This is a genomic window from uncultured Polaribacter sp. (assembly GCF_947497695.1).
In the GTDB taxonomy this organism is placed as follows: domain Bacteria; phylum Bacteroidota; class Bacteroidia; order Flavobacteriales; family Flavobacteriaceae; genus Polaribacter.
This window is the reverse complement of the sequence record NZ_CANMHM010000003.1, coordinates 96580-114671: the sequence shown is the minus strand read 5'-3', so window position 1 is coordinate 114671 and position 18092 is coordinate 96580. Positions and strand designations below refer to the sequence as shown.

Genomic DNA, 18092 nt, shown 5'->3' with positions numbered 1-18092 from the left:
AATTGATACCCTTTGAAACAAAAAATATTATTTTTTTTAATTTGTACACCCTTATTTTTATCTGCACAAGCATTTAGAAATTATTCGAATGAATTTTTAAGTATAGGTGTAGATGCAGCAGGTTTGGGTATGAGTAAAAGTATAGTTGCTACAACAAACGATGTAAACTCAATTTACTGGAATCCTGCAGGTTTAGTTGGTATTGAAGATAATCAAGGTTCATTAATGCACGCAACTTACTTTGCAGGTATCGCTAATTACAACCACGCAAGTTTTGCAATGCCTATTGATGATATGAGTGCCATAGGTATTTCTGTAATTCGTTTTGGTGTGGATGATATTTTAAATACAACTGAGTTAATTGACAGTAATGGAAATATAGATTTTAACAACATCAGCTTGTTTTCATCGGTAGATTATGCCTTTAATTTTGCGTATGCAAGAGATTTAATTTTTAAGGATGTTCAATTGGGTATAAATGCAAAAATTGTAAGAAGAGTTATTGGCGATTTTGCATCTTCTTGGGGATTTGGATTTGATGCAGGAATACAATTTGAACGTAATTCTTGGAAATTTGGATTAATGGCAAGAGATATTACAACTACTTTTAATAGTTGGGCAATTAATGAAGAGGAGTTTGATAAAATTAAAAATGCAATTCCTGGTCAAAACCAAGAATTACCAGAAACCACAGAAATTACCAAGCCTAAACTACAATTAGGGGTTGCTAAAAAATTTAGAATAGGTCGTTTTTTTAACTTACTATCAGAAGTAAATGCAAATATGCGTTTTGGAAAAACCAATGATATTTTTTCTACAGATGCTCTAAGTATAGATCCTGCAATAGGGTTTCAGTTAGATTTTGATGAATTGGTATATTTAAGAACTGGAGTTGGTAATTTTCAATACATAAGTGAACCTAACAACACAAATTCGCTCTCATTACAGCCAAATTTTGGTGTTGGTTTTAAATACAATGGTATTAAAATAGATTACGCATTAACCAATATTGGTAGTGTTGGTAATGCTTTGTATTCTAATATTTTTTCGATAACTTTTGATTATAGTTTTTTTAGAAACTAACTTCTATGCAAAAAAAATACTTTTCATTACTACTTCTACTCTCTGTTTACACTCATTTTAAAGCTCAAAAACAACTTTCTGAATTTGCAGAAGTAAGTATTGTAACTGCTGGACCAGGAGAGCAACTATATGAAGCCTTTGGGCATTCTGCCATTAGAATTAAAGATTCTATTTTAAATTTTGATTTAATTTACAACTATGGAATGTTTGATTTTAACCAGCCAAATTTTTATACAAATTTTGCAAAAGGAAATATGATCTATAGTTTAGCTCGCTATGATTTTAAATATTTTTTTGCAAGCTATAAAAGAGATCAACGTTGGTTAAAACAGCAGATTTTAAATTTAACACAAAAAGAAAAACAAGCCTATTATAATTTTTTAGAAAACAACGCTTTACCAAAAAATAGAAATTATAATTACGACCCTTATTTTGATAATTGTGCCACCATATTAAGAGATATTACAAAGAACATTTTAGGGAATAAAATTATTTTTAACGATAATAATCCAAAAAAAGAACTATCATTTAGACAATTAACCAATAATGAAATTCATTGGAATTCTTGGGGAACCTTTGGTTTAAACTTAATTGCTGGTACAAAATTAGATCAAATAGCATCTTTTGAAGAATATATGTATTTACCAGATTATTTGTATAGTTTTTTTAAAAATGCATCTATTTTCATTAAAAATCAACCTGAAAAGTTAGTAATAAAAGAAGTTAATCTTTTAAATTTCGAAGAAAAAAAAACTGCTATTTCTATATTTAATCCTTTATTAATTTTTAGTATTCTTGCATTTTGGGGAGTATTTGTTACTTATAAAGATTTTAAAAATAACAAGAGAACAAAATCATTAGATTTTATACTATTTTTTATCACAGGATTAATAGGTAGTATTCTCTTTTTTCTTTGGTTTTTCTCAAGTCATTCTACAGCACCAAATAACTTTAATATTTTATGGGCTTTTCCTTTAAATGTAATTGTTGCCTTTTTGTTACTCAAAAAAAGTCCAAGTAAATGGGTCCAAAAATATATGTGGCTACTAATGATTTTTTTAATGATGATACCAATATTATGGATTATTAATTTTCAGGTTTTTCCAGTTATAATAATTCCTTTATTAATATTACTTTTAATCAGGTATTTCTATTTAGCAAATAGATTACTGACCTCTAAAAAATAAAACAGTCGTAATTGTTTTGATAAGGATTTTAAAGTCTAAAAAAGCACTTCTTTCTTTAATATAATACAAATCATATCGCAACTTCGTTTCTTGCTCTTCTATGGTGTTTGCATAAGGGTAGTTTACTTGAGCCCAACCTGTTAAACCAGGTCTTATCGCATTTCTAATAGAATAAAAAGGAATCACTTTTTCTAAATCATTTACAAATTTTGGTCTTTCTGGTCTTGGACCAATAATACTCATATCTCCTTTTAAAATATTGTAAAACTGTGGAAATTCATCCAACCTGGTATTCCTTAAAAATTTTCCAAAAGCAGTAATTCTAACATCATTTTTAACTGCCCAAACTGCAACTCCAGATTCAGCATTTTGCACCATCGATCTTAATTTGTAAATACTAAAGTTGGTTCCATTTTTACCTACTCTTTTTTGGCTGTAGAACAATGACCCTCTATTACCCAAAAGATTTCCAATCAATAAAAAAGGAATTATAAGAGCTAGAAAGGCAAGACCAATAATTGAAAAAATAATATCTAAAACTCTAGAGCTAAAAAGATAAAAACGATTGTTATTATTTCTACTAAAACTTAGATGTTTATAAAAACTATTTTTAGAATACTCTTTGGGTACTCGTAAATTTACATCTTCATAAAATGTTTCAAAACTAATAATATGAACACCTTGCTCAAATAATTCAACCAACTCTTTATTCAATTTTTCTACTACTTCTGATGGTAAGTCTTTTGTAGAAATAATAACTTCTGTTGTATTATCAAGATTAATTAAAGAGAAAATATCTACTTTAGAAACATCATAAAACCCTTCTATTTCATCTACTTTTTTATCTGATAAATAGGCTTGTAAGTTATGCTGATTATCTTTATTTATTTTTATTATTAAACTTTTAATAATATCTGATTTGCCTATTATAAGGATATTTTTAAAAAATTTTGGAGAAAAAATTAACCACAAATACAAAAACCTCCAAGCTAAAACTGGCAAAAAAAGTATTAAAAAAAGGTAAAAAATTTGGAATCTATTTGAAGGTAATTCTGGTGAAATAAAAGGTGTAAAAATGTAAAAAAATGTAGTGAAAAAAGCGGTTAAAATTACGCTTCTAACTATAGTATATTTATTGTTTGATATTTTTAAATTGTATAATAGAAAAATTTCTCCAAAAATTAAATAGTAAAAAACAACTAAAAGAGTCCATCTTAAAATTGATGGACTTGAAAAGAATAAATAATTAAAATTTAAAAATTTAGAACACAAAAAAAGACTTGCAATAATTATTGCAACATCAACTATAATCAATAGTATTTTCCTTTCAGAAATATTATAGGATGATTTTGAAATCATTTTAGGAGTTTGTTAATGATATTACACATTGTATAATAGGTTGCTCGAAAATAAGACATTTTTTCAACATCTTTATACAAATTCCAATTCCATTTAAGCATTTCTACTTTATTATTAGATATTGATTCACTTCTATCTCTATATAGTGCTAAAACTTGTTGTAAACCATAAGCATATTTTTCTGATTTTAAAATCTTTAACCACAAACCATAATCTTGTCTTTTTCTAATATTAGGCATTAAAACTTTACCCAAAAGATCTTTATTATACATAGCCGTTAAACATCCTATTTCATTAGAATACAACATTCTATTATAATCTAATTTTTCTTTACATAAAATAATTTTATCTTTTAAAACTCCTTGTTCATTAATAATTTCATAAGATGTATAACTTAAAGCATAATTATTATTCAGCATAAAATTTAACTGAAGTTTTAATTTTTGAGGCAACCATAAATCATCACTATCTAAAAAGGCTATAAAATTACCATTAGCTAAAGAAATTGCTTTATTTCTAGCAATTGCAGCTCCTGAGTTTTTAGACAATTTATGCAGTTTAATTCTAGTATCTTGTTTACAGTAAGCAGTAATAATATTTAAACTATTATCAGAAGAAACATCATCAATAATAATCATTTCCCAATTTTGATAGGTTTGGTTTAAAACACTGTTTATAGTATCTGAAATAAATTTTTCAGAATTGTAATTAGGAGTAATAATAGAAACAAGATTATTCATTATTAAATTTTAAAAATGATTCTATAATTTGTGGTTTCCCTGATTTGGTTGGCTTAATTTCTTTTACTTCTTTAAAATCAATTTTAAAATTAGGATTTAAAATAATTTGCTGAAGTTTCATTAATATTTTGTCTAAAACTTTAGTTTGATATTTGTTTGATTTAATAAATTCAATTGTAATTCCTAATTTATTATATTGAATAACTTTAAATTGTTTTATTTCTTCAAAATATTCAAATATACCTGTAAAGGAATGTACTATTAATTTCCTATCATCTGGAAGAAGAATAATATCAGTATCTCTACCAATTACTTTTTTTAACAACGGATAGTTAAGTTTTCTATTTTTAGGGTAATCTTTTTTAGGTAATTTAATTGCTAAATCACCTATTTTATATCTAATTAACGGCATTGCAGAATTATCTAGCCTTGTAACTACTACATACCCTATTTCACCATCTAAAACAGGAAGATTATTTTCATCTAGAATTTCTAAATATACTTGGGCAGAATTAATATACAAATACTCTAAATCATACTGACATGCAATAAGAAACCCTTCTGAGGTTCCATAGGTTTCAATTACTTTAGCTTTAAAGGCTTTTTTTATATTTGTTTTGTAATGATTAAATAATTTGTCTCCTAAACTAATAATTCCACAGAATTGAACTTCAATATTTTCTTTTAAGGCAAATTCAGCAAGAACATTTAATGAAGAAGCATAACCCAGTAAATAGAAGTTTTTATTTTTAACTTTATGAAGCACTTTATACATTTGTTTCTCTGATAAAGAAAAAGCATTAATGTAAACTGTCTTAAATAAAGTATCTTTAACTGATTTTACAAACTTTCTATCCAAGGTCATACCTGTTTGTAATAGATTTGACCCTATTTTATAACCTACCCACTCCCACCATCTTGTATTACCTGCTCTAAAAGAAGACAAATCTTCCTTATTCATGTATATATCTGCCCTATAACCAGACGAACCACTAGTAGAGAATTTAATTAAACTTTTTTTTTCTTCTGTTAAAAGATAGTCTATATTTTCATTTAACATCTTTTTTGTTAAGATAGGAAACTCTTTTAACCAACTATAAACATCGGTACCTTTAAAATTAATATTCTGATAAAATATTGATTTTTCTTTGGCTAAATTTAATACTCTTTTTAAGTTATTTTGTTGCTCTAAATTTATTTCTTTAAGGCTTAACTTATCAATACTTCTCCAATATTTTAGACGTTTTATATATGAAGTCTTCAAAAAAAAGTCACCAATTGGTAAAATTAATTTTTCTAATAAAATATTATAAATCATTTTAATAATTTAAACCATTTATTTTTCACAAATTCCCAAGAAAACCCTTCTACCTTCTCTCTTGCTTTTTCTGAGATACTAGGATAATTTCCATTTAATACATTTAAAATTTCTGCAACCATTTTTGTTGAATTTTTATTTTCAACCAAAATACCATCTACCTTATTATTTATTAAAAAAGGTAATCCTCCAACATTTGTACTCACTACAGGTAATCCTAAAGCCATTGCTTCCATTACACTTACAGGTGTATTATCAAAGTTTGTTGTATTTATAAAAACATCATAATCTACTGATTTTTTATGCCAATCTTCCTTGAGTAAAACGTCTGTAAATTCTACAGAATTTACTAATTCATATTTATTAACTAATTTAAGAGTTTCTTTATAAGAATTGTCTACAAAAGGACCAACCATACATAATTTAGCTTTTGGAAATTGTTTTTTAAGCTCATAAAGTACCTTAATTGCCAATGTAGGATTATAAATTTCTTTAAAAGCTCTTACCCAAAGTAAATTGGGTTTTAATTGATGTCTTTTTTTAAAATTATATTTTTCTACCTCTAAAACATTGGGAATAAATACTGTTGCATATCCTTTTTCTTCAAATGCAGATTTTAAATAATTAGAAGGTGCAATATTTTTGTACGAATTTTTAAAAATTAAATCACAATAATGTTTATTCTTATTTAACCTTTCTGGAAGATTACCTCCATGAAGAATGGGGATATATTTTAAATTAAAAACTCTAGATAATTGAGAGATAATTAAAGCATAATAGAAATTAATAGTACTAAAAGTATCTATTAAAACATAATCTACTTTTTTTCTATTTATAAATAATGTGTAACACATATCTAAAAGCCTTAAAAGTTTACTGGTTTTATCTGAAGCAATTTTAACAGAATACCCTTCACTTACTAATAAAGCTGACAAAACAATTATAGTAGAATTGTATTTTGTTTTTTTTGTTAGGTTATTGCCTATATATAAAATTTTTTTAGGTTTCATCAGGAATAATTTTTATTAAACTTAACCCATAAGCAAATGCAGGAAATGCAATTCTCATCGCAGAATGATTGATAGTTAAAAACCAAAATACATAAAAAGACATTAAAAATGCTCTTTGATAATTATTACTAAAAAACATGTTTTCAAGTGGAACTAATAAAAGAATTAAAAGCGCAACAATCCCTAATAAACCATGTTCTTCAATTAATCTCGTAACTTCATTATGAGAAGCAGCCGTAATATTTTTACCACTCTCAATTCTACTATATTTACCATTCCCAACTCCAATTCCAAAAATTGGGGATTTATTAAAGTTTTCTAACTGCGAATCGATAATTTTACCTCTACCTGCTGTAACATCTGTTTTTACAACACCTGAAGCATTTTTACCTGCATATCTATTTGCTAACATTCCTCCAGTAATATTTGATGTGTACAACCAAATACCAAAAAATAATACTAAAGAAATAAAAACATATTTAGAAATTTTTACAATTGTAATTTGTTGATATCTAAACATAAAAAAACTAAAGCTTAAAAATGCAATAGCAGCTGTTAGCATTCCTCCTCTAGAAAAAGTTAGTAAACCTCTGTATATAAAATATGCTAAAAATAATGCGTCTAAAAATATATACAAAGAAGTTTTAACTCTTAAAAACAAAAATAGTACTAGAATAAAAGCACCAAAGCCAATCATTATAGAAACTTGATTAGGACCAAAGCCTCCAGAAGTACTAAAGTTAGATTGAGTATTAAAGACTAGTTCTTCTAAATTTGGGGTTCTAAAATAAATATAACTTATCATAGCAAATAAAGGAAATAACCCCATGAAAAGAGCTGCTTTTAACTGCTCTATAGTTACAATTCTTTTATAACAGTATATTGCAAAAATACCCAATGTTACAGGTCCACTTAGGTTAAAGGCAATCGCCTTTCTAATAGATTCTCCTGCAGGAACTTGCGTAAAAACAATGCCAATTAATAAAAGTAAAATATAAAAAACAAAAGACACAGTTGCTTTTTGTTTTATTGGTCCAAGAATTATACCTAATAAAACAAATAAAATAACACCATACTTACCTGTTTCATAAAGTATTGTACCACTAATCATTCTAATAAAAACCTCAGCCCCACTTAAATAACTTATAAAATACAAGGCTTCTTCTCCCTTATTTTTAGTTTTAAAAATGGTTAAAATTCCAATAAAAATAATAAGTAGTGTATAAATTTTAGAAACTGGTAAAAACGTTACAATAAATCCTAAAAAAATATGGAGTATTATAAATAAAAGTTTAAAATTTAATATTTTTTCTATCATGAGTTTTTGTAAAATTTTTCAATTTTTAAAATAAAGCTATTTTTAGAAAAATTTTTTTCGACATTTTTATTTAAAGTAGAAGAAATTTTATTTCTTAAATTCTCACTTTTTATTAAATTCATTAAATACTCTGCAAAAATATTACTATTTTCTGCAATAACTACTGCTTTATTACAATTTATAACTTTTTTACATTCCCCTACATCAGTCACCAATACAGGTAATTTTGCTAATCCATACTCTAAAAGTGATACAGGTAAACCTTCTGACTTAGAAGACAATACTCCTATATCAGATTGATTAAGAATATTTTTTATATCGGTACAAACACCATATAAAAAAACAACATTTGTTAATTTATTTTCTTTAATAAAATTTATGATCTCTGTAGAATAACTACCAGTATTTATTTTCCCTACCAAATGCAGTGTATATTCAGAATATTTAATATGTATAACTTTAAATGCTTTTAGTAAATTTAAATGGTCTTTTTGTTCTCTAAAAGCAGCAAGATGAACTATACGTTTGCCTTTTACTCCTTTTAATACTGTTGTGTTTTTTTTTTTTATAAATTCAGGAAAATTATTTAAAAAATAAACTTGTTTACAATTTAGTTTTATTTGAGCCCATTTTTTTAAATCTCTATTTACGGAAATTATAGACTTAAAAAAATAGGAACATATTTTTAAAGGGTACAACTTTCTATTTTGTAAATTTTTCCCATAATGATCATGCCAAATAACACTAGTTTGTGGGTGCAATATTTTTATACAAAATGCAAAAAAATAAGAACTAGAATGAGCATGAATAATTCTAATATTATTTAATTTAATATAATTTATAAATTTAATAATAGCAGAAATATCGATTGCCTTCTTTTTGTTTAAAAATAAATATCCAACTCCTTTACTAACATTACTTTTTAAAACACCTTCATTTCTGGTTGTACAAATGTGCGAATTGTTTCCTTTATCAGCCAAACCATTGGCAATATTTACTGCTAATACCTCAGCACCTCCTGCATTTAATGAATCTATAACCTGAATAACCCCTTTTTTGTTACGCATCAATTATTTTTTTAATTTCATTTTCAAACTTATCCAAAGTAAAGTTTTGTGACCACCTTTTGGCATTTAAAACTTTTTCTTTGTAAATTATTTTATTTTTTATATAACTTTCTATTTCTATAACAATATCTTCTTTAAATACATTTGCATTTAAAACAGTACCTCGTTTATTATTACCTAACATATAATTTATACATGAAACATTCGATGATATTGGCAAACAACTCCAAAACATTGCTTCTGCAACAACTTTAGGCCATCCCTCAGATTTTGAAATAAAAATTAAAAAGTGTGCTTCTTTAAAAGCTTTTTTAACAACCTCTTTACTCACGTTTCCATGTAAAATTATACTTTTTTCTAGTTTATATAACCTTAAATATGTTAGAATTTCATTTCTTTTAATACCATCTCCATATAAATCTAAACTTACATTATATCCTTTTTTTATTAATTCATGAGTAGCAATAACAGTTAATAATGGTTGTTTACCTTCTGTTAAACCTCCAACAAAAAGCAACCTTATTTTTGATGTGAAATCTTTTTTTATAATTTCTGTTATTTCACTTTTAAAATATGATGCTGTAAAAAAAGGAACAATATTTTTTGTTTGATTAGGCCAATCACCATAAACCAAAACTTTACAATTTTTAGTTAAAAAAGTATTAGAAACTATCCATCTTTGAAATTTATAGCTTAGTGGCTGCTTACTTTCTGGATCCCAATTACCAGCATATTTTACAGTCTTTTTTTTATTAGGAAAAAATATTTGAACTAAACACCCTAATAAACCCATATTTCCTGGGCATCTTAAATGAATATGATCTGCTCTTTTACAGGCTTTAAATAATTTTAAAAAAATAGAGGGTAATAAGAATATTGACTTTAAAACATAAATTAATGAAGTAAATTGAATAGAAGAAACTTTATTATAAAAAATATTATTACACTGATATTCTATCTCTATTGCATTAGGTTCACTTTCTAATTTTGGAGCAATAATTTCTACGTTACCAACATATTTTAACCATAAATTCATCTCACGAACGTAAGGTTCGTATGCAAAAAAATTACCGTTTTTCTCTTTATGAGTTGCGTGAGTTATAATACAAAATCTCATTTTTAATAATAATTTAGTTCTTCAAAATAGAGTTATAAAAGGTTATATTTTTATCTAAAATTTTTTGTGGAGAAAATCTATCTAAAATATCTATTCTAGCTTCTTTTGCTAAAAAAAATGCTTTTTCATTATTAGTTAATAACAAAATAATTTTTTTAGCGATATCTTCAGGTGAATATGGATCTACTAAAACACCAGTTTTATTATCTTTTATTAGCTCTCTACCAGGACCAATATTAGCTGCAATAACTGTTTTACCTTTTGCTAAACCCTCTAACCATGCAATTGGCATAGCTTCCATATGTGATGGGAAAATGCATAAATGAGCTTCATCAATATAATTTGTTACTTTATTATGGGCTACAGCTCCAACAAATTCTATATTTTTTTTTAATTCTTTTGGTATAATTGTTTTTAAATATGATACATAAGATACTCCATCTCTAGAAACCCAATCTCTACCTACAATTTTTAAATGAACGTTATTAATTTTTTTTTTGATAATTGCTATTGATTCAACTAATTGTCTTATACCTTTCTTCTCACAAACTGTACCCACAAAGAGTAATTGATTTTTTTTTATGCTAGCTGATAAATTAGGTTTAAATTTATTTGTATTAACAGTATTATAAATAGTAATGAATGGAAAATTAATTTTTAGATGTTTTTGTGTTTGATTACCAACATAATTACTAACTGCTACATAATTATCTGCTCTATTAAAAGACCTTTTTTCTTGAAAACCTCTCCATAATGCTGGTTTTTTACCTAACTCAATAGCAAAAAAATGATGCCCTCCATGTAAACGAATTACTTTTTTATATGTTGTTTTTTTAGGAAAAAAAGCAAAATTTAACTCACTTCCTTCTATAATATCAACTTTATACAGTTTATTTATCTCTTCTATTTTAGATAAAATACGTTGAGTATTTTGATAAAATTTACCAAATTTCCATTTAGATCTTGCTAATCTATATATATCTATTTCTTTATCCTTTTCGTGTTCATCTTTATTAATATTATTTATCCCTATAACAGATATTTTAATATTTTTTGAAGTTAATCCATGGCCTAAAAATTGAACAAAAGAACCTATTCCTCCTCCATCTAAACCCTCCTTAGGATATTCATTGGTTAAATATATAATATGTTTTTTTTTATTCATTTAATATTTCATTTAAAACATTATTAAAACATACCTGTTCTTGATTTGCTATAATATTTAACCATTTTTGTGAATCTTTTATCACTTTTGATGAATTGTTTAAGCTTTGATAAATACAGTTTAAAATTTCTTTCTCATTATTCAACCAAAAAACAGGCTGTAAACCTTTCATACTTCTAAAATGTTGAAAATTGTATACCGTTTTTACAGAGCATTTATTATTTGTGGCTACATCGTAATTTAAATAAATTGCTGGCTTATTTAAAACGGCAAAATCATGTGCCATTGTAGAACCTAAATTGATAACTACATCACAATGTTTAACAGTATTTACCAATAACTTAATATCATCAAATTTTGGGTAAACAAGTGTAAATTTATTTTTTTTCGATTTATCAAAATTCCAAATAGGAGGTGCTAACTTTATTATATTTGAATACTTATCAACAATATCATCATATCTGCCTGATAAATCTACAGGACATCTTCTAAATAAAATTTGATATTGTTTTTCTTTTGGCATAGAAGTTATAGCTTTTGCTATGGCTTCTAAATATACAGGGTCATTTGGTGAGGTTAAAACATCATCTCCTGAAAAACATACTGTTTTTTTTCCAAGATCTAAGTTATATTCATTAAAAAAAGTTTCTTTTTTTACAATTAATTTTTCATTTTGATAAAACTCAAATTGAGGTGTTCCTGTTATTTTAATTTGTTTTTCATTTATGTCTGGGTATAACAAATTAAGTTCTTTTTTCATCAAACTAGACCAAACAAAATAAAAATCATATCTAGAAATCAGTCTTGCTTTAGGCACATTATCCCAAGAAAAAATCACAGTAGCTAATTTTATTTTTAATTTTTTGCTTATTTCTACTATTGGAGCTGTTAAAGGCGATCTTTGATGAAGATTTAAAACTATATCAGGCTTAAAATTAAGTAGTGTTTGTTCTATAAAAATATTGTTTTTATTAAATAATATTTCTTTTTCATACAAAGTGTCACCTTTTTTTAATAATAGATTGGATTTTGAAAGTAGTTTACCAAATACCTCTGCACAAAAATATAAGCACTTTTTTTTAATCCCTTTTTTACTTGGTGACCAAAAATTTAATATTGTGTTATTTTTAAGAATCTTTTTATTTCTGAGAAGTCTAGCATAAGCTAAACTTTCTCTCAAAACCCTCATTTTTATATTTTCTATAAAATTAGGAATCTCTTCAAAGTTATCAATTTCTGGTTTGTATGCTTTAATTTCATTGATACATGAAGCTGTTAATTTGTGATAAATTAAAACATCATTGTTGTTTTTAATTAAATTACTTGTAAAACTAGAAAATAAATAATTACGCACACCAACACCATCTGGAACTAACAAAATAATTTTCATATTATTATCTTAAATCTTTTTTAGAATCTATATCTAAACTATTTTTTTCTGACATTTCAAAATGTATTGTTTTTTGTGTTAACAACTTACCTTCTTTCAAAAATTCATTAACTTTAACAATGTATATAGCTCCATTGGCTCTATATGTTTCTGGTAATTCTTGTCTTGGTAAAAAAGGAAACGAATTATTAATTATACCTTCCAAAAACCCATTATTATTTATTTTAAACGTTTTATAGGGATGGTGTTGTAATTTACAGACACTAATTAATGAAGTTGCATTAGATTTTAGTAAATTATCAAAAGCTAAATCTATATCTTCAGATGTTCTTAATGGAGATGTTGGCTGTAAAAGAATTAAATAATCGTAATCATTTTTAATAGTATTTAATACATGTATTAAAACAGGTTCTGTTTTAGAATTATCTTGTGCTAATTCAATTGGTCTTTTTATTTTTACTACATCTTTACTTTTGTTTGCTAACTCTAAAATCTCATCATCATCAGAAGATACAACTACATTTGTAATATATTTAGATTTTAAAGCTGCATCTATAGACCACTGAATTAGAGGTAAACCTTTAAAGTTTACAATGTTTTTTCGAGGAATCCCTTTAGATCCTCCTCTTGCAGGTATAATAGCAATAACTCTCATTTATAAATCTTGAAATTGTTTTTGGCAGTTTACACGCCACATTTTATCTGATTTTAATAAACTAAAAAAAAGTTTACAACTATTACCGTTACCAAACTCTTTAGTAACAATATTTTTTTCTTTTCTAGTATGTATATTGTTAATTGTTGTCAATATTTCATTTGAATTATAAGAAACGTTTATAATTGAATCAGCTAAGGATCTATTACTTTGTCTGGATCCAACATTTATGGTAGGCACTTTATAATAAGGAGCTTCTCTAACTCCAGCACTAGAATTACCTATAATAAAATCTGCCTCTTGCAATAATTTTAAAAAAAACTCAAAACGTAATGAAGGAAATATTTTAAATCTTTCATTATTTTCTAGGCGTTTATATTCTTTTAATATTTGATTTGTTCCTAAATCATTATTAGGATAAATAACTATATAGTTTTTTGATGATGCTAGTAAAGAATCTACAAAAAATTTGCTCTGCATTTCTATTTCACTAAATTCTGTAGTAACAGGATGATACATTGCTATTGCAAAATTATCAAAAGAAATATTGTAATATTTTTTTACCAAATCTAGGTCTGGTAAATTAATTGGATTCATTAAATCTAAGTCAGGAGATCCTATTACATTAATAGAACTTTCTAATTCTCCCATCTGAATTAATCTTTTCTTAGCTTCTTCATTAGAAACTAAATGTACGTGAGATAATTTACTTACAGAGTGTCTAATAAGTTCATCAATAGTCCCAGAAATTTCTCCTCCTTCAATGTGTGCTACTAAAATATTATTTAAACTTCCTACAATTGCGCCTGCTAAAGCCTCAACTCTATCACCATGTACAATAATTAGATCTGGTTTTTGTATGGCAATATATTCAGAAAACCCTTCTATTGTCTTTGCTAAGGTTCTATCCATATATTCTTCGCCAACATGGTTTTGAAATGTAGAAATATTTTTAAATCCGCTTTTATAAATTTCATTAACTGTTAAACCATATTTATCATCTAAATGCATTCCTGTTGCAAAAATTTGCACGTTGAAATTAGAACTATTTTGTGTTATTTCTATTAACGATTTTAACTTACCAAAATCTGCACGAGTACCTGTAAGAAAAATTATTTTTTTCATTATATTAAAACCATTTTACTTGTCATTACTGCTGTAGCTCCTTTTTCCAAATCTTTATTTAATAAAACATGAGCTCCAATAATAGTATTATCTCCAATATTTAACTCTCCAATAATAGATGAATTGCAATACAAAGTAACATTATTACCAATTATATTCCCTTTACCTGATCCATTTATTTTATGCCCAATAGTACATCCTTGATGTATTATAAATCCTTTTCCAATGGTATTTCTACTACCAATAACAACTCCTTCTCCATGAACAACATAAAAACCTTCTCCAATAAAGTTATTAAAATATATTTCACAACAACAAAGTTCTTTTAACAACCAATGTATTTGACCTTTTAACTCATCTAAATCATTTAAATGCAACTCATTACCTAATCTAAATAAAAAAACAGTTAATTCATTACTATTAGAATAAATTTTTCTAATAATGTCTTTTTTTGATAATTCTTTAAAATGATATTGAATATCTTTAATCGTAGTTTTTAGAGCTGAATCAATTATTTTACTTGGAATTTGTATTGGTTTATAAACTTTTTTTTGTAAAAACTCTACAAAATTTATGATATCGTTTTTATCCATTACTATTAATTTTTACGATAGGAAATCATCCCAGGTTAAATGAGTATCATTATTGATATCTTTTTGAGCTTTTTTACCTAATATTTTATTAAATTCTTTTGCTAATATATCTCCTGTTCCTGGTCTTTTTACCCAAATATTTTCTTTTGAAAAAACATCTCCTTTTCTTATAGGTTTTATTGAAACAACAGTGGCAAAAGCAAAATCAATAGTTACCTGTTCTTCTTTTGCAGGCTCTTTAATTCCTCCACGCATTTGCCAAATTAAATGACTACCCTCAACTAAGTCTTTACAATCTTTTTGATCCATAGAACATACAATATCAGGTCCTGTTCTTTGTTTATGATCTGTAAAGTGACGTTCTAAAATAGAGGCTCCTAAGGCTACTGCCCCAAAGCAAGCATGGTTTGTTAAGGTATGATCAGACAAACCATATACATTTCTTGGAAATGCATTTGCTAATTGTTGCATAGCTCCAAACCTAACTAAATGAACTGGAGTTGGGTACAAATTAGTTGTGTGTAATAATGCTAGTGGAACTTTTGCTTTTTCAAAAATTTTAACTGCTATAGAAACACTTTCAATGGTATTCATACCTGTGCTTAATATCACTGGCTTCCCAAAAGAAGCAATGTGTTCTAATAATGGATAATTATTACATTCTCCAGAACCTATTTTGTATGCAGAAACATTCATTTTTTCTAATCTTTCTGATGCTGCTCTAGAAAAAGGTGTAGAGATAAAAATCATTCCTTTACTTTCTACATAGTCTTTTAAAGAAAATTCATCTTTTTCATTTAAAGCACATCTTTTCATTATCTCATAAATAGAAACATCAGCATTTCCCGGAATTACTTTTTTTGCATCTCCACTCATTTCATCTTCTACAATATGAGTTTGATGTTTTACACATTCTGCACCAGCATTAAAAGCTGCATCTACCATTTCTTTTGCTACTTTTAAGGAGCCTTCATGATTGATACCTAATTCTGCAATTACAAATGGAGGATAGTCTAATCCTATTTTTCTTCCTTGTATTTCTATGTAACTATTTATCATTTATAATTATGTTTAAACAATATTTAAATTAATTTTATTTGGATCCATTTTTAAATGAAATACTCTTAACCAAATTTCGAACACTAAAATACTATATAAAATTCTACCGACTCTAAAACTTGGTTTTAATTTATAGTCTTCTAATAGCTTAACTACTGCATCTGGATTTAAAATACCTAAATCAGCAGAAATCCCTTCTCTTGTATAAGTCAGTAAAATAGTTCCCCATTCTTTTTTTAAATAACTATAATAAGGGATAGAAAACCCTTTTTTAGGTAAATTAAAAAACTCTTTTGGTAAATAATCACTACCTATAGATTTTAAAATTTCTTTATCTAATTTATTCGGAGATAATTGATTAATATTTAATTTTGATGTAAAATCTATCAACCTATAATCTAAAAAAGGAGCTCTAGTTTCAATTGAATTTAACATACTAGAGCTATCCATTTTAAATAAAAAATCATTTGGCAATTTAGATTTAACTCCAACATGAAGAAGGGCATCTTCTTTGTTTTTAATATAATTCAGAGAATCTTTTAAATATTGATTTTGGGGTCTAAAAAAAAATTGTTTTTCTTTTAGTAACGTTTTTTCTATAGATTTTGAAAGAGATAAATTGTTGTAATAACTAGATAACCCTCCCCACTTAAATATTCTTTTTGAATTTAATTTAGAGAAAAAGTATTTATATACTGGCCTATCTGCATTTTTTATAACACTATTTACAATTGCTGTAGTTATTGAGTTTCCTTTAAAAGGATTGTCTTTAAATGTTATAGGCATCTTATAACCTCCAAAAACTTCATCACCTCCATCTCCACTTAGCATTACTGTAAAGTCTTTTTTAGCACTTTGTGTAATTGCAAAACTAGGTATTAATGATGCGTCTGCAATTGGTTCTATTGTACTTAAAATATGAGGTAAATAATTAACACAATCTTTATTTAATTCTATTACTTTATGATTTATTTTTAATTTATTAGCAACATAAGCTGCATGTTCTTTTTCATCATTAACCTTATCATCTGGTGTAGATATTGTTATAGCCGTTATATCTTTCTTTTTTTTACTGGCTATTGCAGTAATAATAGAAGAATCTGTTCCCCCGCTTAAAAAAACACCAACTGGCACATCTGCCTCTAATTGTTCTTCAATAGCATTATTTAAAATTTCTTTAACTTTTAATTTTGAACTATTAAAATCTAAATCTATTTTTTCTTTGTAGTTTAAATCCCAGTATTTATTTATTACTATATCATCTTCACTAATAATCATATAACTGCTAGGAGCCATTTTTTTTATTCCTTTGTAAATACAAGTATTAACATCAATATATTGTTGATTTAATAACTCATGGACTGCTTGGTTATTAATTACTAGTTCTTCTTTAGCTAATTGAACAATACCAGATAAATTAGATGCAAAACAAAATTCTTTCTTATTTCTTCTTAAATAATAAAAGGGTTTTTCACCAAAACGATCTCTTGCAGCAAATATTTTTTTTTCTTTTTTATCCCAAATTACAAAAGAAAACATACCTCTAATTTTACTTAAAACATTTACACCAAACTCTATATATGCGTTTAATAAAACCTCTGTATCTGATTCACTAATAAAAGGAATACCTTTAAGCTTTAGTTCTTCTCTTAAAACTTTATAGTTATATATTTCACCATTAAAAACTATTGTAAATCTATTATTTGTACTAGTCATTGGTTGATTAGATCTAGCATTTAAATCTACAATAGACAATCTATTATGGCCTAATAAAGCAAAATTGTCTGAATAAATTTCTGAATAATCTGGACCTCTATATGTCATTGCTTTTAAAGACAAACTAACACAATCATATTCTAATGGTTTTATTCCACTCCAATTTACATAACCATTTATTGCACACATA

At 26.0% G+C, this 18092-nt stretch carries 16 protein-coding genes; 2 read left to right on the top strand and 14 right to left on the bottom strand.

The genetic code is table 11. The features are described 5' to 3' along the window. Positions 1-12: 12 nt before the first annotated feature. Together Q0731_RS04815 and Q0731_RS04810 are read left to right on the top strand one after the other, a co-directional pair. Positions 13-1083: a PorV/PorQ family protein gene (locus tag Q0731_RS04815; RefSeq protein ID WP_299060644.1), complete on the top strand. Its 1071-nt coding sequence runs from the start codon at positions 13-15 to the stop codon at positions 1081-1083. A gap of 5 nt (positions 1084-1088) precedes the next feature. Continuing rightward, entirely contained in the window at positions 1089-2270 is a 1182-nt protein-coding gene (locus Q0731_RS04810; RefSeq protein WP_299060641.1) for a DUF4105 domain-containing protein, read from the top strand. On the opposite strand, the gene Q0731_RS04805 is transcribed toward Q0731_RS04810, so the two are convergent. Genes Q0731_RS04805 through asnB form a run of 14 tightly spaced genes read right to left on the bottom strand, consistent with a single transcriptional unit; the run spans position 2250 to position 18091 of the window. Beyond that, positions 2250-3629 carry an exopolysaccharide biosynthesis polyprenyl glycosylphosphotransferase gene (locus Q0731_RS04805; RefSeq protein WP_299060639.1) on the bottom strand — a complete coding sequence of 460 codons (1380 nt, stop codon included), beginning with the start codon at positions 3627-3629 and terminating at the stop codon, positions 2250-2252. The genes Q0731_RS04810 and Q0731_RS04805 overlap by 21 nt on opposite strands. Next, a complete protein-coding gene (locus tag Q0731_RS04800; RefSeq protein WP_299060637.1) occupies positions 3626-4369 on the bottom strand; it encodes a glycosyltransferase family 2 protein in 744 nt (247 codons plus the stop codon). The genes Q0731_RS04805 and Q0731_RS04800 overlap by 4 nt, the downstream gene beginning before the upstream one ends. Further along, positions 4362-5687: a hypothetical protein gene (locus Q0731_RS04795; protein ID WP_299060634.1), complete on the bottom strand. Its 1326-nt coding sequence runs from the start codon at positions 5685-5687 to the stop codon at positions 4362-4364. Before Q0731_RS04795 ends, Q0731_RS04800 begins: the two co-directional genes overlap by 8 nt. After that, a complete protein-coding gene (locus Q0731_RS04790) occupies positions 5684-6697 on the bottom strand; it encodes a glycosyltransferase family 4 protein (RefSeq protein WP_299060631.1) in 1014 nt (337 codons plus the stop codon). The genes Q0731_RS04795 and Q0731_RS04790 overlap by 4 nt, the downstream gene beginning before the upstream one ends. After that, a complete protein-coding gene (locus tag Q0731_RS04785; protein WP_299060628.1) occupies positions 6687-8015 on the bottom strand; it encodes an O-antigen ligase family protein in 1329 nt (442 codons plus the stop codon). Before Q0731_RS04785 ends, Q0731_RS04790 begins: the two co-directional genes overlap by 11 nt. Then, positions 8012-9082, bottom strand: coding sequence for a glycosyltransferase (locus tag Q0731_RS04780; protein WP_299060625.1), 1071 nt, complete (start codon positions 9080-9082; stop codon positions 8012-8014). The genes Q0731_RS04785 and Q0731_RS04780 overlap by 4 nt, the downstream gene beginning before the upstream one ends. Beyond that, positions 9075-10199, bottom strand: a complete 1125-nt coding sequence (locus Q0731_RS04775) for a glycosyltransferase (RefSeq protein ID WP_299060623.1) — start codon at positions 10197-10199, stop codon at positions 9075-9077. Before Q0731_RS04775 ends, Q0731_RS04780 begins: the two co-directional genes overlap by 8 nt. A gap of 13 nt (positions 10200-10212) precedes the next feature. Continuing rightward, the gene (locus Q0731_RS04770; RefSeq protein WP_299060621.1) at positions 10213-11364 is read right to left on the bottom strand and encodes a glycosyltransferase family 4 protein; all 1152 of its coding nucleotides are present in this window, start codon (positions 11362-11364) and stop codon (positions 10213-10215) included. Next, a complete protein-coding gene (locus tag Q0731_RS04765) occupies positions 11357-12754 on the bottom strand; it encodes a hypothetical protein (RefSeq protein WP_299060619.1) in 1398 nt (465 codons plus the stop codon). Before Q0731_RS04765 ends, Q0731_RS04770 begins: the two co-directional genes overlap by 8 nt. A 4-nt stretch (positions 12755-12758) precedes the next feature. After that, positions 12759-13409 (bottom strand): acylneuraminate cytidylyltransferase family protein, encoded by a 651-nt coding sequence (locus tag Q0731_RS04760; protein WP_299060616.1) that lies wholly within the window; start codon positions 13407-13409, stop codon positions 12759-12761. Then, positions 13410-14534 (bottom strand): UDP-N-acetylglucosamine 2-epimerase, encoded by a 1125-nt coding sequence (gene neuC / locus Q0731_RS04755; protein WP_299060614.1) that lies wholly within the window; start codon positions 14532-14534, stop codon positions 13410-13412. It lies immediately after the preceding gene. After that, entirely contained in the window at positions 14534-15127 is a 594-nt protein-coding gene (locus Q0731_RS04750; RefSeq protein WP_299060612.1) for a hypothetical protein, read from the bottom strand. The genes neuC and Q0731_RS04750 overlap by 1 nt, the downstream gene beginning before the upstream one ends. 12 nt (positions 15128-15139) lie before the next feature. Beyond that, the gene (gene neuB / locus Q0731_RS04745; RefSeq protein ID WP_299060610.1) at positions 15140-16186 is read right to left on the bottom strand and encodes an N-acetylneuraminate synthase; all 1047 of its coding nucleotides are present in this window, start codon (positions 16184-16186) and stop codon (positions 15140-15142) included. 12 nt (positions 16187-16198) lie between these two features. Continuing rightward, complete coding sequence (gene asnB / locus Q0731_RS04740; protein ID WP_299060607.1) at positions 16199-18091, bottom strand: asparagine synthase (glutamine-hydrolyzing); 1893 nt, start codon at positions 18089-18091, stop codon at positions 16199-16201. Position 18092 lies beyond the last annotated feature (1 nt).